We start from the raw sequence: 18890 nt of genomic DNA, 5'->3' as shown, positions 1-18890 counted from the left end.
TATGGTTTAGAATTTCAAAGAATAACAGTAAAAAAAATAATAAATTTGTTCTGTGCATAGAGCGCACTAAGGTTACGCGTCCATTTCGCTGTTTATCTCAGAAATACGGTATCTCTGCGTTTTCCCAAGGCTACATTTTAGGATAGATGATTTAATTAAATCCGTCTGTGTGGTATTCTTTATTATTAAAATTGATCGTCAAGGATACGTCCAAACCATGGTTTATTTAGCTAAAGAAGTCTTGCCAGTTAATATTGAAGATGAATTAAAACAATCCTATCTCGATTATGCGATGAGCGTTATTGTCGGTAGAGCCTTGCCTGATGTTCGCGATGGGTTAAAACCGGTTCATCGACGTGTGCTTTATGCAATGAGTGAGTTAGGTAATGACTGGAATAAACCCTATAAAAAGTCAGCGCGTGTCGTAGGGGATGTGATCGGTAAATACCATCCACATGGCGATACAGCGGTTTATGATACAATCGTTCGCATGGCACAACCTTTTTCAATGCGATATCTTTTGGTTGATGGCCAGGGTAACTTCGGTTCTGTAGATGGTGATGCACCCGCGGCAATGCGATATACCGAAGTAAGAATGTCTAAGGTGGCTCACGCTTTATTAGCGGATTTGGAAAAAGAAACGGTTGATTTTAGTCCCAACTATGATGAAACTGAGTTCGCTCCCGTAGTTTTGCCTTCACGTGTTCCCAATTTATTGGTCAACGGTTCTTCAGGTATCGCTGTAGGTATGGCGACTAATATTCCTCCCCATAACCTGACTGAAGTAATTAATGCGTGTATTGCCTTGGTTGATGATCCTGAATTAAGTCTCGATGACATTATGGAGATTATTCCGGGTCCTGATTTTCCAACAGCGGCAATTATTAATGGAAGAGCTGGAATTATTCAAGGTTATCGTACAGGGAAAGGTAGAGCCATTATCCGTGCGCGAACAGAAATTGAAACAGATGAAGATTCTGGGCGCCAGGCCATTATTATTACGGAACTTCCTTATCAAGTGAATAAAGCCCGTTTGGTTGAACGTATTGCTGAACTGGTTCGTGATAAAAAGATTGAGGGGATTTCTGGGCTTAGAGATGAATCAGATAAACAAGGAATGCGCGTTGTTATTGAGCTAAAACGTAATGAAGTCGCTGATGTCATTTTAAATAACCTATATGCTCATACGCAAATGCAAAACGTGTTCGGAATCAATATGGTTGCCTTAGTTGATGGTCAACCCCGAACATTAAATTTGAAACAAATTCTTGAATATTTTATTAAACACCGACGTGAAGTGGTCACCCGAAGAACCTTGTTCGATCTCAAAAAAGCACGCAGCCGTGCTCATTTATTGGAAGGTCTAGGTATTGCCCTGGCTAATATTGATGAGATGATTGCTTTGATTAAACAATCACCAACCCCGCAAGATGCAAAAGAAGCCTTACTTGCTAAGTTGTGGGAAGCAGGCATGGTTAAAACGATGCTGGAGCGAGCAGGTTCTGATGCATCACGACCCGATGATTTGGCTGCTGAGTTTGGTTTAGGTGCTGATGGGTATAAATTATCAGAAGCTCAAGCCCAAGCCATTCTGGAATTAAGACTTCATCGTTTAACTGCTCTGGAACAGGATAAGATTTTAGGTGAGTTCGAGGAATTATTGAAGTTGATTCGCGAGCTATTGGAAATATTGGCTTCTCCTGAACGGCTTATGCAAGTGATCCGTGATGAGTTTCTTGAGATTAAAACACAGTTTGGTGATGAGCGTCGTACCGAAATTACCGCATCACAAGAAGACTTAACCATTGAAGATTTAATTACTGAAGAGAATGTGGTGGTGACTCTGTCGCATCAGGGTTATGTAAAATACCAGCCGCTTAGCGCATATCAGGCTCAGCGTCGAGGCGGAAAGGGCAAGTCTGCAACAAATGTTAAAGATGAAGATTTTGTTTCACGTCTCGTTATTGCAAGTACTCATGACACTCTGCTTTGTTTCTCTAACCATGGAAAACTCTATTGGCTTAAAGCTTATCAGCTTCCATTAGCCAGCCGTATTTCCAGAGGTCGTCCAATTATTAATATTTTACCACTTGCGGAAGGCGAAGAAATTAATGCCATGTTGCCAGTAAGAGAATATCAAGATGGTTATTATGTGTTTATGGCTACTAAAAAAGGAACAGTCAAAAAAGTACCTTTAAATGCCTTTAGCAGACCCAGATCCAATGGAATTATTGCTGTGGATCTTGACGAAGATGACAGCTTGGTCGGTGTGGATATCACAGATGGTAGTAAAGATATCATGTTATTCACTGATGCTGGAAAAGTGGTTCGTTTTGATGAAAATAAAGTACGACCTATGGGACGTACTGCGCGTGGTGTGCGAGGTATTCGCATAGAAGAAGGTCAGGCAGTAATTTCCTTGGTTGTAGCGCACCCAGATGGAACCATATTAACTGCAACAGAAAATGGATACGGTAAACGTACCTCTATTGAAGAATATCGTGTTTCTGGTCGAGGTGGACAAGGGGTGATTTCCATTCAGGTAAGCGAACGTAATGGTAAAGTTGTTCGCTCAGTCCAAGTGACTGATGCCGATGAAGCCATGCTCATTACAGACAAAGGCACGTTGGTACGCTTTAGGATAAATGAATTGTCTGTAATCGGACGAAATACTCAAGGGGTACGATTAATTAATGTCACCCCAGGAGAAAAAGTGGTGGGTATGCAGAAAATTGAAGATTTGGGCGAAGACTCTAATGAGTCCGATAACGAAATTGAAATTGAAATTGAAGAAAGTGGCGATGACGAATCGAGTTTATAATTTTGGTGCTGGTCCTTCAATGCTTCCTGAGGCCATATTAAAGGAAGCTCAGGAAGAATTCCTTGATTGGCAAAATTTAGGTGTTTCAGTGCTTGAAGTGGGGCATCGTACACCACAATTTTCGGCGCTTTTGAATCATGCCGAGCAGTCTTTAAGAGAATTACTCTTTATACCTCCAAATTATCAAGTACTATTTTTTGGAGGCGCGGCCCGTACACAATTTGCTATGATTCCCATGAATTTTTTGCACCCCGAGGAGCAGGCGGGGTATTTAGTTACCGGTGTATGGTCGCATATGGCTTTAGCTGAAGCGCAGCACTTAAAAAAAGCCTATTGCATTGCCAGTGGCGAAGAACATGGTTATAAAACAATTCCTGAACCTAAAAGTTGGGAAATAAGAGAAAATACATCCTATGTTTATTATACACCTAATGAAACCGTCAATGGTGTACGATTTCCCTATGTTCCTAAAACAAAAGGTAGTACATTAATTGCCGACATGACCTCAGCTCTGCTTACCGAGCCCATAGACATCAAGAATTACGGTTTGATTTTCGCTGGAGCTCAGAAAAATATAGCAAATGCTGGTTTAACCATAGTAATTGTTCGGGATGACCTACTGGAGAGATTACCTGTTCCTCCTGTACCCACCATGTTAAATTATAAGATTCAAGCGGAGCATCATTCACTTTATGCAACTTTGCCGGTATTTAATTGTTATTTAGCTGATAAAATGTTTGATTGGTTAAAAAAACAAGGTGGAGTCGAAGCAATATATCGTATTAACTGCCAAAAAGCAGCGAAGTTATATCAATATCTGGATAGCTCAGATTTTTATACTACGAATATCGATCCTCAAGTCCGTTCCATTGTGAATATATGTTTCTCACTTAAAAATGAACAATTAGAGGGTGAATTCCTTCGTTTAGCCCAACTCCGGGGTTTATATGCTTTACAGGGACATCGACTTGTGGGTGGACTTCGCGCCAGCCTTTATAATGCAATGCCCATGGCTGGGGTTGATGCACTTATTGAGTTCATGTCTGAATTTGCTAAGGAAAATAATCGGTGAGAATACATAATTTCATAAGTAAACCTGTCCGCGGAATAAAAGGTGAGATCAATGTGCCTGGTGATAAATCGATTTCGCATCGCTCCATTATTTTCGGATCTATAGCTAAAGGAACAACCATCATTAACGGATTTCTCGATGGTGAGGATTGCATGGCGACTTTGAAAGCATTTCAAGCTATGGGCGTTTCAATAGAAGGGCCTGATGAACAACAAGTTGTAATCCATGGTGTTGGAAAACATGGGTTGAAGAAGCCAGAACAAGTTATTGATTGTGGAAACTCTGGAACCAGCATGCGCTTATTAGCGGGATTATTGGCGGCACAATCTTTTGATAGTCAGTTGACTGGTGATGAAAGTTTATTAAAGAGACCCATGCTACGGGTTAGTAAGCCATTGACACAAATGGGTGCTGATATAACTACTGTTGATGGGAAACCTCCGATAACAATTAGAGGTGGAAAAGAACTTAATGGATCCATTATGTAATGCCTGAAGCAAGTGCTCAGGTGAAATCATGTATTTTATTGGCCGGGCTTTATGCTCGAGGTGAAACTCGAATTACTGAAACCGGTGTAAGTCGTGATCATACCGAGCTGATGCTCAAATATTTTTCATATCCAGTACATCATAAAGACAATACTCTGATTATTAATTCAGCAAGCGAATGTTTGGGTACTGAGATTTTTGTTCCTGGAGATATTTCATCGGCAGCATTTTTCATGGTTGCGGCCACGATTATTCCTGGTTCTGATGTCCTCATCCGTAATGTTGGCATTAATCCAACACGTACAGGAATAATTCACATTTTACTCGAAATGGGTGCCAACATTACTCTCTTAAATCAGCGGCAACTCGGAGAAGAATGGGTTGCTGATTTACGCGTTAAATACTCGCCATTAAAAGGAATTAATATTGGTGCACATATGGTTCCACTTGCAATTGATGAATTTCCTGCTATTTTTGTAGCCGCAGCATGTGCCCAAGGACAAACTACACTTCATGGAGCAAGCGAGTTACGTTTTAAGGAAAGTGACCGTATTGCTACCATGGTTGATGGCCTAAAAAAATTAGGCATTCATGCGGAAGCATTCGATGACGGTGTCATGATTGAGGGCGGAATGATGCACGGCGGTATTGTTGAAAGTAGGGGTGATCATCGTATTGCCATGTCTTTTGCAATCGCTGGGGCTGTAGCTAGTGAACCCGTTACTATTAAAAATTGTGCCAATGTAGCTACCTCATTTCCTTTGTTCATAGAAACAGCAAGGGAACTTCAGCTACAAGTAGAGGAAATTGTTGATAATGTACAATGACACCGTACCTGTGATAACCCTAGATGGGCCAAGTGGAACTGGTAAGGGAACGATATGTCAATTACTTGCAAAACATCTTAAATGGAATATGCTTGATAGCGGTGCAATCTATCGCGTTCTCGCTTATGCAGCAAGAAAGAACAAAATCGATTTTCATGATGTAGGGCAATTAACTGCTTTAGCCCGCTCCCTAAATTTACGTTTTGAGTCTTCCGATAATGGAACACGAGCTATTTTAGACGAAGAAGACATCAGCTCAGCAATTCGAAGCGAGCAATGTGGGCAAGATGCATCTCAAATTGCTGCTCTCCAGGAAGTAAGGCAGGCTTTGCTTGAGCGTCAACGTAATTTTGCTCAACCTCCCGGTTTGGTTACTGATGGCCGTGATATGGGCACAGTGGTTTTTCCAACGGCCATTTTAAAGATTTTTTTATATGCAAACGAAGCAGAAAGAGCAAATAGACGATATTTACAGTTGAAAGAAAAAGGAATTAATGTTAGCCTCGCGCAGGTTGTAGAAGAATTGGCTAAACGTGACGTAAGGGATACTGGTCGTGCACATGCGCCATTAAAGCCTGCAGATGATGCAGTGCAAATTGATACAACCAGTTTATCCATTGTACAAGTGTTTAATATTGTATTAGAATTAATGAAAGAACGTCTGCACAATGGTTAAGTTTTATTAGGGGAAAGATGAGTGGAACTCATTCTTTCATTTTTTTACTAAAGAGTTTATTAACATGTCTGAAAGTTTCAAAGAATTGTTTGAGCAAAGTATTGCCGGTGCTCAATTTTATCCTGGTGCCATTATTAATGCCAAAGTTATCGGTATCGATAGTGATTATGTCATTTTAAATGCCGGTCTAAAATCTGAAGGGATTGTACCTAAAGAAGAGTTTTATGACAAAGATGGTGCCTTGGAAGTTAACCTGGGTGATACTGTCGAAGTAGCGCTGGACTCAGTCGAAGATGGCTACGGCGAAACGCTCCTTTCAAGAGAAAAAGCAAAACGTCAGGAAGCTTGGCGAAAATTATCTAAATCACATGAAAACAATGATACAGTGACTGGTCTTATTTCCGGCAAGGTCAAAGGCGGATTTACTGTTGAGATTGGAACGATACGCGCCTTCTTACCTGGTTCATTAGTAGACGTCAGACCTGTAAGAGATCCTTCTTATCTTGAAGGAAAAGAGCTTGAATTCAAAGTAATTAAAATGGATTTAAAGCGCAACAATATTGTTGTATCACGTCGCGCAGTTGTTGAAGAAGAAAGCAGCGCTGACAGACAAGCATTGCTTGAGTCACTACATGAAGGCCAAGAACTCCATGGTATTGTCAAAAACCTTACCGATTATGGTGCATTTATCGATTTGGGCGGCATAGATGGCTTGCTACACATTACTGATATTTCATGGAAACGGGTCAAACATCCAAGTGAAGTATTATCAGTTGGTCAAGATGTAAAAGTGAAAGTATTAAGCTTTGACAGCGAAAGAAACCGTGTTTCTTTAGGCATGAAGCAATTAGGTAACGATCCTTGGGTTGACCTGGTGGAACGTTATCCAATAGGCAAAAAATTACAAGGTAAAGTAACTAATATTACTGATTATGGTTGCTTTGTAGAAATTGAAGAAGGTGTTGAAGGCTTAGTTCACATGTCTGAGATGGATTGGACCAATAAAAACGTACATCCAAGTAAAGTGGTTTCACTAGGTGATGTAGTTGATGTTATGGTGCTTGAAATTGATGAAGAACGACGTCGTATTTCTTTAGGTATGAAGCAATGTGTGGGTAATCCATGGCAACAATTTGCTGCAACGCACAATAAGAACCAAAAAGTTAGTGGTAAGATTCGCTCAATCACTGATTTTGGAATATTCATTGGCTTAGATGGCGATATTGATGGCTTAGTTCACTTGTCTGATATTTCCTGGACTGTTCCTGGTGAAGAAGCAGTAAAACAGTTTAAGAAAGGACAGGAATTAGAAGCAGTTATTCTTGCTATAGACCCTGAGCGTGAGCGTATTTCCTTAGGTATTAAACAACTTGAAGGTGACAACTTTACAAGTTTTGTTGATGAGTACACCAAGGGAGCTATCGTTAAAGGAACTGTTGTCTCTGTTGATCCTAAAACAGTTACTGTAGCATTGGCAGATGACATTACTGGTACTATTCGTGCGAGTGAGCTTTCAGATGAGCGTGTTGATGATGCGACTACTCTTGTCAAAGAAGGTGACGAGATTGAAGCAAAAATCATCAATGTTGACCGTAAAAACCGTTCAATTACTCTTTCAGTAAAAGCGAAAGATGCTCAAGATGAAGCTGATGCGATTAAGAAGTACTCTAGAACTGAAGGTGCATCAACAACAACCTTAGGTGATTTGTTGAAAGAAAAAATGGCAAGCAAAGAAAGTGATTAATTTCTTTATTGTCAAATAGCTAAAAAAGCGTAGATTTTTCTACGCTTTTTTGTTTGTATCTATTTAAATAATCTGAGTGAGGCGAAGTGAGCTCAGGTTTATGTTATTATAGTCTCCTGGTCACACCGGGTTGCACTTCGCTTTTACTGCCCAGGCAACAAAAAGGAAGAATTTATGCGCATATTAATGCTGGTTATTTATTTACTTCTCATTATTATTGGCGTTAGTTTTGCTGCCCTAAATGCTACTTCGGTAGATGTTAATTTTTATTTTAAAACAATATCTATGCCTATCTCAGTTCTTATGACAATTATGTTGGGCATTGGTATTTTAGTGGGTTTTATACTTTTTGTTGGACGATATTGGCGTCTAAAGGCGGAATGTTACAAAATTAAAAATCAATTGAAATTAACTGAAAAAGAAATTAAAAACTTACGATCAATTCCATTGCAAGATCAACATTAGTTTTTTTATTATATAAAACGTAACATGCACAGAGGAGGGTAATAATGATTGATTTATGGCCATTACTATTGCCTGCTGCTGCTTGGTCGGGCTGGTGGATGGCAAATCGTAGTAAGCCCAAAGAAGATCCTGCTTTTTATAATCGTTTATCACGTGAATACGTTGTCGGACTTAATTATCTCTTAAATGAACAACCCGATAAGGCTGTTGATATTTTTATTAAATTATTAGAGGTAGATAGTGATACGGTAGAAACTCACCTTGCATTGGGAAGTTTATTCAGGCGTCGTGGCGAGGTTGATAGAGCCATCCGAATTCATCAAAATTTGATTGCAAGACCTCAGTTAAGTATTGTGCAAAGGAAAGAATCTTTAATGGCTCTTGGCCAGGATTATATGAGTGCTGGTTTATTTGATAGGGCAGAGCGAATTTTTTTAGAGGTTGTCGAGTTAGGTGGTTCTAAAGAAACACGAAGTTTACATGGCTTATTAGCCATTTATCAGCAAGAAAAAGCTTGGGAAAAGGCTTTAGATGTAATTAAAAAATTAGAAATTTCAACTGGAACAAGTTTTCACAATCAAGCAGCTCATTATTATTGTGAAATGGCCAGTCAGGCATTAAAAAGTAATGCGATTGATAAGGCTACCTATTGTATTAAACAGGCTATATCTGTGGATAATGAATCAGTTCGAGCCAGTTTAATGAATGCAAACCTGGAAATGAAAGAAGGTCGTTACAAGCAAGCCATTCGATCATTAAAGCGCGTCCCACAACAAGATGCAGATTTTTTAACAGAAATTATTGAGCCACTAGTTATATGCCACAAAGAATTAAATACAATGGATGAGTGCATCAAGTATCTTGAGCAGACCTTAGAAAATCATCCTCGGGCTTCAGTAATTTTTGTCATCGCAGAATATTTAAGACAACAAAAGAATATGGATGCCGCTATAGATTTCGTAGCCGACAATTTAAGCAAACATCCGTCAATAAGAGGTTTAAATCAGTTAATTTATTGGCATCTTGAATCGGCTCACGGGAAAGTTCGTGACAAATTACAAATGCTTTATGATATAACGAGTAAGTTTTTAGACAATAAGCCAGTTTATCGATGCGTTCATTGCGGTTTTGGTGGTAAGCATCTGCATTGGCATTGTCCCGGTTGTAAAAACTGGGGAAGAATGAAACCTGTCCATGGTTTGGAAGGATATTAACTAATTTTAAGAGATTATGATGCAATTTATCGATTTAAAAAAACAGTATTCAATAATAGAAACCGAAATTTTGGCCAGTATTAAAAATGTTTTGAATCATGGCCAATATATCATGGGGCCTGAAATTACAGAGCTTGAAAAGCAATTGGCTGATTTTATAGGTGTCAAACATGTTATTGTCAATTCAAGTGGAACGGATGCCTTATTAATGGCATTAATGGCTTTGGAAATTCAGCCTGGAGATGAGGTTATTACTACTCCGTTTAGTTTTTTTGCCACCACAGAAGTAATTAGCCTTTGCCAAGCCAAACCAGTTTTTGTGGATATCGACCCGCTTACCTATAATATGGATCCCAAACATTTGGAAGCGGCTATTACCAGTAAAACTAAGGCAATAATGCCCGTTGGATTGTATGGTCAATGTTCTGATCATGATGAAATTAATGCTATTGCTGCTCGTTATGGTATTCCGGTAATTGAAGACGCAGCGCAAAGTTTCGGTGCAACGTATAAAGGTAAGTATTCATGCGCCTTATCAACAATCGGATGTACTAGCTTCTTTCCATCTAAACCTTTAGGTGGATATGGTGATTCTGGTGCTTGTTTTACCAATGATGATGTTTTAGCACAAAAACTCATTGAAATAAGAATTCATGGACAAAATGCGCGTTATTGTCATAATCGAATAGGCATTAATGGACGTATGGATACCATACAAGCTGCTGTTTTAATTGAAAAATTGAAACTTTTCCCAGACGAAATCATTATGCGGCAAAGGGTTGCTAAGGCTTATGATCAGATGCTCTCGCCATTAGTAAAAACACCTTATATTCATAGTTATAACACAAGCGTTTACGCGCAATATACAATTGAAGTAAATAATCGTGATGCTTTTCAAAAATCAATGAGCGAATCAGGAATCCCAACAGCAGTCCATTATCCAATACCGTTGCATCAACAAAATGCCTTAGCTTATTTAGGTTACAAATTGGGAGATTTTCCCCATTCTGAACATGCAAGTAGTCGGGTAATAAGTTTACCTATGCATCCTTATTTGCAAGAAGCCGAACAAATCAAAATTGTTGCTGCGGTTAAAAATGCCCTGGAAATGCACGAAGAAGAGGCTGTAGCATAAAATGACACCTAAATTAATTGTTGCGCTCGATTTTGATAATGAGCATGCTGCTTTAAGCCTAATTGAAAAGCTCGACCCTAAAAGTTGTGCTTTAAAGGTAGGTAGCGAGCTTTTTACTCTATTTGGCACCGATTTTGTGAAACAATTAGTGAAGCGACAATTTAAGGTATTCTTGGATTTAAAATTTCATGATATTCCCAATACTGTTGCAAATGCGTGTAAGGCAGGGGCTGAATTAGGGGTGTGGATGATGAATGTTCATGCTTCCGGCGGAGTAAGCATGATGCAGGCGGCACGTAGAGCAGTCGATGCTTATGGCGCTAATCGACCTCTATTAATCGCAGTAACTGTTTTAACCAGTTTTAATCAAACCGAATTAACTTCTATTGGCATAAATACACCGATCATGGAGCATGTAAAGAAACTGGCAATCTTAACCAAAGAGTCCGGTTTAGATGGAGTGGTTAGCTCCGCTCAAGAAGTTAACCTAATTAAAAGGGCGTGTGGCGATCAATTTATTACAGTTACTCCAGGAATAAGACTTACAGATGATGCAAATGATGATCAATCAAGAGTGATGACACCGGAACAAGCTATTAAGGAAGGTAGTGATTATTTAGTAGTAGGCCGTCCCATCACCCAATCATTAAATCCAGAACTTGTTGTCGCAGAAATTCTAAAAAGTATTCAAAAATCTTAATTATCTCAATGCTCAGGGTAACCCAAGTAGTTACCCAGGGTTATCTTAAAAAATTATTTTTTATGTCTCAAGTCAATCTTACTTACTTCAAACGAAGAAGTGTAATTTTTGATTAATTAGTGCTATTTAATTTCTGATAAATTTGTGTTAATTATATTTGTGATGGTTAAAAATAATAAAACAGCTAGGCATCCAACCGTATCACTACAATGAATAAGGTGATTAAGAAAAGCAGGAGCTTAAACAAAAGGAAGATATAAGCGGAATAGGAAATTTTGCAAAATAAAATAAAGCTGCTGAATGAATTAATGGATTATCATAACTTAAGGATAAGTGATGACACCACAACACGTAATAAGTCAGTTGCTTGACTCTGACTCAGCTCAATATGCTAAAAATCTGGATTTATTAAAAAAAATTATTATTACTGCCTACTTAGGTCGTCTACAAATCAACGGCTTGCCTCCAGATAATAAAATTGCCTTAGGGAACTATTTATTTGACAACGAGCAGATGATGTTCGATTTCACACGTCTAAGTGAAGAAAAAAGAGCCCTATTTATGCAATGGTTCTTAGATCCGCATCAAGAAGATAAAACGAAGGTATTTTTAAGAGGTGTTACCGTAAATGAATATCGAGGTTTTACTGCTGAGGTCCCTTTGTCTTGGTGGGGTAGAATAGTAAGCTGGTTCCAAGGTTTGTATTTAGACTATTGGAAAGTAAGCGATATCGATTTGTCACTGAAAAAAATATCTCACTATCAATTGACTGGAATTGAAATGTGTCAAGGGACTCATGGAATATTGATCGGCTTCAATCAATTTCTAGTACCTGGAACAGGAACAAAGTACAAAGCCCACAATGATTTACAACAGGAGCCTTTAGGAAATACAAAACGAATTTTTATTACCGATAAATTAGTCGACCAGCTTATTACGCTCAATTTAAAAAATATCAGATTTGAATCGGTATGCAAAAGTCCGCACCCTCAATCTATAGAAGTGTCTGATCCGCAGGAACGTCTGGATAAAATGTATGATTATCGAAAAATGCAGCGATTTGTCTCAATGAAACCTTGGTATATTCGAATTTGGATTTGGTTATTTCCATGGCTGGGTGAGGAAAAAGTTAAAAGCAAATCCATTAAAGAAAAACAAATAGTTCCCTTATATGAATCAAAAAAAATAGAAATATTTCGATTTTTAAAATCTCATGAGATTTTAGTCAGAGAAAGAAAACCTAATATTGAAAATATCGTTCTTTGCGGTGGTGGTGCAAAAATTTTTGCACATATTGGGGTTTGGAAGGCTCTAAATGAAGCCAGAATATATCCTGAAAAGTTCGCGGGTAGTTCTGCGGGCGCCATTATGGCTTTAATGTGTTATTTAGGCTATTCAGCGGCTGAAATTGAAGAATTATTTAAACATTTTAAACATGAACATTTAGTTCATTTCGATATTAATATTAATGGAATTTCAGAAGCTCATTCGTTAAAGACAGCTCTTGATTATGCAATTGCCTATAAATTAAATGAAATCGTTGCTAAATATCGAATTCCCTATCCAGAAGGAAAAATTACTTTCGCAACCTTAGAAGATATAAGAAAAAAATGTCCTGGATGTGGCATAGGGAAAGAGTTGGTGGTAACGGCTACGAATAAACGTAAAGGAGAAACACGCTATTTTTCATTTTTACGCTCACCAAATTTTGAAGTAAGTGAGGCAGTTAAAACATCAGCAAGCTTTCCTATAGTTTATCGTTCGACGGATATTGATGGGGATCCGCATAATGATGGTGGTGTATTGAATAATTTTCCTACCGAAGCTTTTGTGGATGATCATACAACATTACTCGAATCCGAATATGGTAATAATTTAAAAGTACTCGCTGTCAAATTCGATGATGGACCCGAAAGAAAGGCAATAGATCGTGTAATGGATAGGGTCTATAGGGAAAATATAGTATTAAACTGGATTTATCGCTTGCTCACTGGGGTCAGTGATCCTGCCAGTGGGTGGGAAAAAGACCGTTTGAAATTAAGAAAATATGCATGCCAATCCATTGTGATTAATGTGGATAATGTATCTACCTCATCATTTACTGTGGAAGAGAAAACAAGAAAAAAAATGATTGAGTCAGGTTATAAAGAGACAATAAACTACTTAAATATGCGCTATCACAAAAATGAATTTGATGAGTATGATAATGAAGAGTTCATGTATGAGACGTTCAGCTCTTTAGGTGAATTGCTCTCTTATTGTTGTTATAGAGGAGATAGACAATGGTTTGATAGGGTGTATCAACTTCTTGAGGAATCTACTGCTCCTAATCGCGTTGATTTGCTAAAACAGGCTCAAGAATTAAAAGCTCTTTATTTCAATTCGGGATCTTCTTCATTAAATAGCCCCTTACATGAAGATCGTCCATTAACATTTTTTGGTAATGAAATATCGCACACCTTTTCCTCTGCAGTGAGAATGGAGAATCACAAAATTTTACTTGCGGTATATCCAGTATTTTTAAAGTTATCGCAGTCATTATTAAAAGACAGCACGGACAAAAAAATCTTTGATTACGCTCGGCATTCATTTTTGTTGAAAGATCCCTTTGCTTGTTTAGAGCATTTTGCAAAAATTCGCAACGAGACCCATTTAATACTTCATATTGTGATTCAGTTATTAAAAGAACTTAAAAAAAATCCAGGTAAAGAGGTGTATGATGCATTGAGTCAGGTGCTTGATTTGTTGAATGGGAATAAAAACATGGATAAAGACGAGTATTTTGCACGTTGGGATTTAACTTTTCCACAATGTTTGCGTATGTTGCGTATATGGAGCAAGGATTCTCAAATTAATACTCGCTTACTTCGTTCGATGAGCAGAAAAAGTGAGCCTTTGCAAACTGTAGTTTCAGGTGTTTATTATGAAGAGGATGACTCTGATGAGGCGTTTTCTTTTAACATGTAATATGTTGCAATACATGATATTTTATTTACTTCCATTCGCACCAGGAGTAGACATGGAGTGGTATTTATTTTTATGAAAAGTAAAGGTTTTACACTTCTTGAGTTAGTGATAACAATGGCATTATTTATAGGATTATCACTATTAGGAATCGCTTCATATACTTATTTCATCAATAAAAATGAGCAACAAACAATAATTGATGAACTACGAGCAGCAATTCAATATGCCAAGATTCAGGCGATTATTCTTGGCAGTCCAGTATATCTTACTCCCATAGATAGTTCATCCAATTGGTCAAATGGTATGGTTTTGAGTTTTTTAGATAAACAAACCAATCAAGACAAACTGATTTATCAATGGCAATGGAGTCATCCACGCTGGAGTTTGAATTGGGAGGGTGCTGGTTCAACAAATAAGATCACATTTTCTACTGTTCTTGGACAGGCAATGAGCAATGGACATTTTACCTTAATTAATAAAGTGACTCATGAGCAATTCACTGTGATTTTAAATCGACTAGGAAGAATAAGAGTCAGCAATAACTTGTCGCTGGAGCGTTAATTTTGTAAGATCTTACTGATAATATTTTGTTTTAAGTAATACCATCGATGGCTATTAATACCCAATCAATTTTTACAATAAATGCAAAAAGATCCGAGCCTCTTACCGAGTGGCTCAATTATCAATCTTCATTAACTGATAAATTACAGGAAATAAAAGGTGAGGCAAAAATTGAACTTATTTCCCAATGTTGGATAAATACTGATTGGTGGAATAAAAATCTTTTACAAATTGAAGATGAAATGGTTTTTCAGCGTGACATTATTATGAGAAGTCATGGTGTCGCTTATTGGTATGCCCGAAGTATTATTCCTAAAAAATGTTATGACCTCGCTCCCGATTTTTTTGGACGCCTTAAAAATGAATCCATAAAAAACTTAATTTTTGATGAAGAGAAAGTGCGTCGCGTGCAATGGATCAGTTATCCGGCTGATCAACATTGTTTAGAATATTATTGGGTAAAACGAAATTTGGATTCAGCTCATGGTGTACTTTGGGTTCGCCTCGCAGAATTTTCATTTCAACAAAAGGAGTCATTTTATTTAGTTGAAATTATGTTACCTGAACTTGAGAATTTGAATCCATGAAATGGAATGCGTATTGGCGATTAATGCGCTTTGATAAACCGGTGGGAATTTTATTGCTATGGTATCCCACTGCCTGGGCTTTGTGGCTAGCAAACAAAGGAGAGCCATCACTTAGACTGTTTCTCCTTTTTTTAGGCGGCACAGTTCTTATGCGAGCAGCAGGCTGTGTCATTAATGATATTGCCGATCGAAATATCGATAGGCATGTTGCTCGCACTAAATTAAGACCATTAACTGCTGGAGAGGTGACTTTACCCGAGGCTTTCCTTTTATTAATTGTATTGCTTTTAGCCGCATTGTTTATATTAATTCAGTTACCTCGAAATTGCTTTTATCTTGGATTAATCGCATTATTTGTTTCTTTGCTCTATCCATTTTGCAAACGTTTTTTAGACGCTCCACAACTGATTCTTGGTTTGGCATTTTCTATGGGGATACCTATGGCTTATGTCGCCTCAGGTTTCACGTTAACTATTGAATGTTTTTTATTATTTTTAATCAATTTTTGTTGGATCCTTGTTTATGACACCATGTATGCTATGGCCGATAAAGCAGATGATTTACGAATTGGGGTAAAATCCACTGCAATTTTGTTTGCTGATTATGATCGATTAATTATTGGTGTGTTACAGAGTTTATTTCATGGCTTATGGCTGTATTGGGCATTGGTAAATCAAATGAATTTATTTTTTTATATTATTTGGTGTATAGCGGGTTTTATCTTGATTTACCAACAAAAGCTTATTAAGAAAAGAGAACCACAGGATTGTTTTAAAGCTTTTATCGTGAGCGGGTACTATGGAGCATGGATGTGGTTGGCAGTAGCGATATAGGTTATTTATAAATTCATAAACAGTAAGTCCTTTGTAAATGAGAATCAAGATTTGAGCAATTTTAAAAAAGCAATGAGCTTGCATGTCAATTTGATAAACGAATTGATGAGCTGAATCTAGAGGGGGCACCAAAAGAGGGTTCTATTTAGTTCCAATTAATGAATGCATCTAAATCTTAAGTCATCTTTTTAGGATTAACAAAGCCCGGCTGATAGCAACCAGGCTGTATTAGCATCACAGGATTGATTCATCCAAAAGTTATCGCCATGGTGACAGTTTATTAAAACGTCTCACTTCCATTATCTGGCACAACACGTGTGTGTTTTCCATAAATTACAAGAATTTTTTGTTTTGTTTTAAGCCTGAGATCTTCGGACTGAACCACAGAAATAATTCCACCAGAATTTAATTTAATAACGTACTCAACACCACGGGTTTGACTATAACCATTATCTACAAACCCATTGCCTGTACTTTTAGTCATATTATTCATGTTTCGATGTAAGTTCACCGGACGTTTAGAAATAATTGTTCCAGGTATTACTTTTTTAACTTTGCCAACTTCATTTGTATCATACTCACCGGGAGGCAATGCTTTGTTGCAGCTTATTAAAATAAAGCCAAAAAGTAATATTAAAACAGATTTAAATAAGTTGTTTTTATTCATAGGGCTTAAACTCCAGTTAGGACATGACCGAAATAACACCGAGTCATATCATCAATTTAATGTTTGGCCGCACGAAGTATAACCGAGAATTAAATTATTTTTAACAGTTCATTTAATAAACTGCTCGCTCCTATGCGAAACCAGCTTTTGTTAATTTGTTTGTCGATTATTAGTTCTGAGAGCGTCGCATAATTGTATGCATCCTGGGTTTTTTTTACACCCCCAGAAACCTTAACGCCACAGTCTGCTTTTGTATCTCTGATTGCACTTAAAATCGCAAATACTGCGGATAAAGACGCACCTAAAGGTATTTTACCTGTAGATGTTTTAAGAAAATCGCAACCTGATTCAATTAGTTCTTTACTTGCATTGTAAATGGTTTGCATGTCAGGGAAAGCACCCGTTTCCAAAATAATTTTTAAAACAAGATTATGTTGTTTGCATGATTTTGAAACAGCACGACATTGGGCTAATGCTTTTTGTTTCTGTCCCTGCAGATACAAATGATAGGGAAGGACATAATCAATTTCAGTTACGCCTAATTGTATCGCTTGTTCTATAGATGCAAGTGAAAAGTCTAAGTCATCCTTTCCATAAGGAAAGTTGATCACTGTTGCCAAGGGGATGATATTTTGCGAGGAACACTGTTCTAGATGTTGTGAGTAAATACATAGTGCAGCAACATGGTTCAGATTGGCATTCTGTTTCAATTGAGATAATGATTCATCGGTTGCTTGCTCATCCAATAAGGTGAGATCGAGTGTATGGATGAGTTGTTTGGCCGTTATCCCACGATGAGGATAACTGCCAAGCAAAACATGCATGACCTCGTTGAAATGGGTCTCTAAAGTCACTTTAGGCTCGCAATGTATTGTTTTAGGATAAGATTCAGCTGTTCAGCGGCACTTTCTGCCATTGCAACGACTGATTCATGACTATGAGCTGTTTTTGAAAGGCCAGTCGCGTAATTAGTTATCATGGCAATTACTGCTACATGCATAGAGCAGTGGTTGGCTACTAAAACTTCTGGGACTGTAGACATTCCCACCGCATCTGCTCCCCAAATTTTAAATGCTTTAATTTCTGCGGCTGTTTCATAGTGTGGACCTAATACAGAGATATAAACTCCTTCAGTCAGTTTGATTGAATTTTTTTCTGCAATTGATAATAAATCGAAACGCATCTGTTTATCATAAGCATTATCTAAAGGATAAAATCTTGGACCAAACTCATCATCATTAGGACCTATTAGAGGGTTACTTGGTTGCAAATTTATATGGTCGGAAATGAGCATTAGTTCCCCTGGGCCAACATCTTCTCTTAGTGAACCTGAGGCATTAGTTGCAATAAAATAGGTGCATCCCAGAAGTTTCAAAGTCCGAACGTAGGTCTTAACCGTCTCATAGTTTTCTATACCTTCATACGTATGAGCTCGTCCTTGCAAACAGACAACACCTACGTTGTTCCAATAGCCAAGAATTAAATTACCACCATGTCCTTGTACTGTAATTTTAGGAAATCCAGGTAATTCATCATAATTGATACGGATTGAATCTTTTAATTCATCAGCAAATTTACCTAATCCAGATCCCAAAACCACAGCAATAGCTGGCTTAAATGAAGGATAGAGTTTTTTGATATGGTTTGCTGCTAAATGAGCATAGTTCTGCTTGGTTGCAGTATCGGTCATACAAATTTTCCTATTATGTTAAGAGTTAAAATCAAACTTAAAAGCCAACGGCAGGAGTTCATCAATTTTTAAGCTATGCAATATCGAATCTTTATTACACAGATGGACTAGGGTATCGGGTGTTGCAAACTCATAAATCCTTTGTCTGCACGCACCACATGGTGAACACAATTCATTGGTTCCTGCAAGTACCACCATACTTTTAATATGCTGCTCCCCCGCAGAAACCATCGCTGAGATTGCTGAAGTTTCTGCACATACTGCTAAACCATAAGAGCTATTTTCCACATTAACGCCTGTATACAGATTATCTTTATCCGTACAAATACAACAGGCTACACTAAATTTGGAGTAGGGTGAGTATGAATGAGCAAGTGCTTGATATGCATTTGTAATCATTGTGGTAATTTTGGGATCCATAATAAGTCTCAATAAAATAGATA

At 37.8% G+C, this 18890-nt stretch carries 16 protein-coding genes and 1 pseudogene; 13 read left to right on the top strand and 4 right to left on the bottom strand.

Annotation, left to right across the window (positions count from 1 at the left end; all coding sequences use genetic code 11):
* The first annotated feature begins 217 nt into the window (after window positions 1-217).
* The 13 genes and pseudogenes from gyrA (at window position 218) to ubiA (ending at window position 16090) form a co-directional block, all read left to right on the top strand.
* Window positions 218-2821 carry a DNA gyrase subunit A gene (gene gyrA / locus EL022_RS11615; protein ID WP_028380408.1) on the top strand — a complete coding sequence of 868 codons (2604 nt, stop codon included), beginning with the start codon at window positions 218-220 and terminating at the stop codon, window positions 2819-2821.
* Window positions 2802-3893, top strand: coding sequence for a 3-phosphoserine/phosphohydroxythreonine transaminase (gene serC, locus EL022_RS11610; RefSeq protein ID WP_028380409.1), 1092 nt, complete (start codon window positions 2802-2804; stop codon window positions 3891-3893). Before gyrA ends, serC begins: the two co-directional genes overlap by 20 nt.
* A pseudogene (aroA, locus tag EL022_RS11605) lies at window positions 3890-5208 on the top strand (3-phosphoshikimate 1-carboxyvinyltransferase). The gene serC and the pseudogene aroA overlap by 4 nt, the downstream one beginning before the upstream one ends.
* Complete coding sequence (gene cmk, locus EL022_RS11600; RefSeq protein WP_028380411.1) at window positions 5198-5884, top strand: (d)CMP kinase; 687 nt, start codon at window positions 5198-5200, stop codon at window positions 5882-5884. The pseudogene aroA and the gene cmk overlap by 11 nt, the downstream one beginning before the upstream one ends.
* Before the next feature lie 64 nt (window positions 5885-5948).
* The gene (rpsA, locus tag EL022_RS11595; protein WP_028380412.1) at window positions 5949-7628 is read left to right on the top strand and encodes a 30S ribosomal protein S1; all 1680 of its coding nucleotides are present in this window, start codon (window positions 5949-5951) and stop codon (window positions 7626-7628) included.
* 174 nt (window positions 7629-7802) lie between these two features.
* Window positions 7803-8093 carry a lipopolysaccharide assembly protein LapA domain-containing protein gene (locus EL022_RS11590; RefSeq protein ID WP_028380413.1) on the top strand — a complete coding sequence of 97 codons (291 nt, stop codon included), beginning with the start codon at window positions 7803-7805 and terminating at the stop codon, window positions 8091-8093.
* A gap of 44 nt (window positions 8094-8137) precedes the next feature.
* Window positions 8138-9307, top strand: a complete 1170-nt coding sequence (gene lapB / locus EL022_RS11585) for a lipopolysaccharide assembly protein LapB (RefSeq protein ID WP_028380414.1) — start codon at window positions 8138-8140, stop codon at window positions 9305-9307.
* 19 nt (window positions 9308-9326) lie between these two features.
* A complete protein-coding gene (locus tag EL022_RS11580) occupies window positions 9327-10442 on the top strand; it encodes a DegT/DnrJ/EryC1/StrS family aminotransferase (protein WP_028380415.1) in 1116 nt (371 codons plus the stop codon).
* A 1-nt stretch (window position 10443) separates the two neighbouring features.
* Complete coding sequence (pyrF, locus tag EL022_RS11575) at window positions 10444-11142, top strand: orotidine-5'-phosphate decarboxylase (RefSeq protein ID WP_028380416.1); 699 nt, start codon at window positions 10444-10446, stop codon at window positions 11140-11142.
* Window positions 11143-11478: 336 nt separating this feature from the next.
* Window positions 11479-14109 (top strand): Dot/Icm T4SS effector VpdC, encoded by a 2631-nt coding sequence (gene vpdC, locus EL022_RS11570; RefSeq protein WP_028380417.1) that lies wholly within the window; start codon window positions 11479-11481, stop codon window positions 14107-14109.
* A gap of 72 nt (window positions 14110-14181) precedes the next feature.
* A complete protein-coding gene (locus EL022_RS11565; RefSeq protein WP_028380418.1) occupies window positions 14182-14670 on the top strand; it encodes a GspH/FimT family pseudopilin in 489 nt (162 codons plus the stop codon).
* A 47-nt stretch (window positions 14671-14717) separates the two neighbouring features.
* Window positions 14718-15257 carry a chorismate--pyruvate lyase family protein gene (locus tag EL022_RS11560; RefSeq protein ID WP_028380419.1) on the top strand — a complete coding sequence of 180 codons (540 nt, stop codon included), beginning with the start codon at window positions 14718-14720 and terminating at the stop codon, window positions 15255-15257.
* Window positions 15254-16090 (top strand): 4-hydroxybenzoate octaprenyltransferase, encoded by an 837-nt coding sequence (ubiA, locus tag EL022_RS11555; protein ID WP_028380420.1) that lies wholly within the window; start codon window positions 15254-15256, stop codon window positions 16088-16090. Before EL022_RS11560 ends, ubiA begins: the two co-directional genes overlap by 4 nt.
* 280 nt (window positions 16091-16370) lie before the next feature.
* Here the strand turns inward: ubiA and EL022_RS11550 are convergent, their stop codons facing one another.
* The 4 genes from EL022_RS11550 to cdd all read right to left on the bottom strand — a co-directional run bounded on the left by EL022_RS11550 (window position 16371) and on the right by cdd (window position 18867).
* Complete coding sequence (locus tag EL022_RS11550; RefSeq protein WP_028380421.1) at window positions 16371-16757, bottom strand: hypothetical protein; 387 nt, start codon at window positions 16755-16757, stop codon at window positions 16371-16373.
* A gap of 89 nt (window positions 16758-16846) precedes the next feature.
* A complete protein-coding gene (deoC, locus tag EL022_RS11545) occupies window positions 16847-17611 on the bottom strand; it encodes a deoxyribose-phosphate aldolase (protein ID WP_028380422.1) in 765 nt (254 codons plus the stop codon).
* Window positions 17608-18447, bottom strand: coding sequence for a purine-nucleoside phosphorylase (locus EL022_RS11540; protein WP_028380423.1), 840 nt, complete (start codon window positions 18445-18447; stop codon window positions 17608-17610). The genes deoC and EL022_RS11540 overlap by 4 nt, the downstream gene beginning before the upstream one ends.
* Before the next feature lie 18 nt (window positions 18448-18465).
* Entirely contained in the window at window positions 18466-18867 is a 402-nt protein-coding gene (gene cdd, locus EL022_RS11535; RefSeq protein ID WP_028380424.1) for a cytidine deaminase, read from the bottom strand.
* Between the last annotated feature and the right edge of the window lie 23 nt (window positions 18868-18890).

The sequence above is a fragment of the Legionella cherrii genome (assembly GCF_900635815.1).
GTDB classification, from domain to species: Bacteria; Pseudomonadota; Gammaproteobacteria; order Legionellales; family Legionellaceae; genus Legionella; species Legionella cherrii.
This window is presented reverse-complemented; position numbering and strand designations above follow the sequence as displayed.

What these genes read in the sequence shown, in the direction of transcription:
- gyrA (WP_028380408.1), top strand. Translation starts at nt 218, where the DNA reads ATGGTTTATTTAGCTAAAGAAGTCTTGCCAGTTAATATTGAAGATGAA.
- serC (WP_028380409.1), top strand. Translation starts at nt 2,802, where the DNA reads ATGACGAATCGAGTTTATAATTTTGGTGCTGGTCCTTCAATGCTTCCT.
- cmk (WP_028380411.1), top strand. Translation starts at nt 5,198, where the DNA reads ATGTACAATGACACCGTACCTGTGATAACCCTAGATGGGCCAAGTGGA.
- rpsA (WP_028380412.1), top strand. Translation starts at nt 5,949, where the DNA reads ATGTCTGAAAGTTTCAAAGAATTGTTTGAGCAAAGTATTGCCGGTGCT.
- EL022_RS11590 (WP_028380413.1), top strand. Translation starts at nt 7,803, where the DNA reads ATGCGCATATTAATGCTGGTTATTTATTTACTTCTCATTATTATTGGC.
- lapB (WP_028380414.1), top strand. Translation starts at nt 8,138, where the DNA reads ATGATTGATTTATGGCCATTACTATTGCCTGCTGCTGCTTGGTCGGGC.
- EL022_RS11580 (WP_028380415.1), top strand. Translation starts at nt 9,327, where the DNA reads ATGCAATTTATCGATTTAAAAAAACAGTATTCAATAATAGAAACCGAA.
- pyrF (WP_028380416.1), top strand. Translation starts at nt 10,444, where the DNA reads ATGACACCTAAATTAATTGTTGCGCTCGATTTTGATAATGAGCATGCT.
- vpdC (WP_028380417.1), top strand. Translation starts at nt 11,479, where the DNA reads ATGACACCACAACACGTAATAAGTCAGTTGCTTGACTCTGACTCAGCT.
- EL022_RS11565 (WP_028380418.1), top strand. Translation starts at nt 14,182, where the DNA reads ATGAAAAGTAAAGGTTTTACACTTCTTGAGTTAGTGATAACAATGGCA.
- EL022_RS11560 (WP_028380419.1), top strand. Translation starts at nt 14,718, where the DNA reads ATGGCTATTAATACCCAATCAATTTTTACAATAAATGCAAAAAGATCC.
- ubiA (WP_028380420.1), top strand. Translation starts at nt 15,254, where the DNA reads ATGAAATGGAATGCGTATTGGCGATTAATGCGCTTTGATAAACCGGTG.
- EL022_RS11550 (WP_028380421.1), bottom strand. Translation starts at nt 16,757, where the DNA reads ATGAATAAAAACAACTTATTTAAATCTGTTTTAATATTACTTTTTGGC.
- EL022_RS11540 (WP_028380423.1), bottom strand. Translation starts at nt 18,447, where the DNA reads ATGACCGATACTGCAACCAAGCAGAACTATGCTCATTTAGCAGCAAAC.
- cdd (WP_028380424.1), bottom strand. Translation starts at nt 18,867, where the DNA reads ATGGATCCCAAAATTACCACAATGATTACAAATGCATATCAAGCACTT.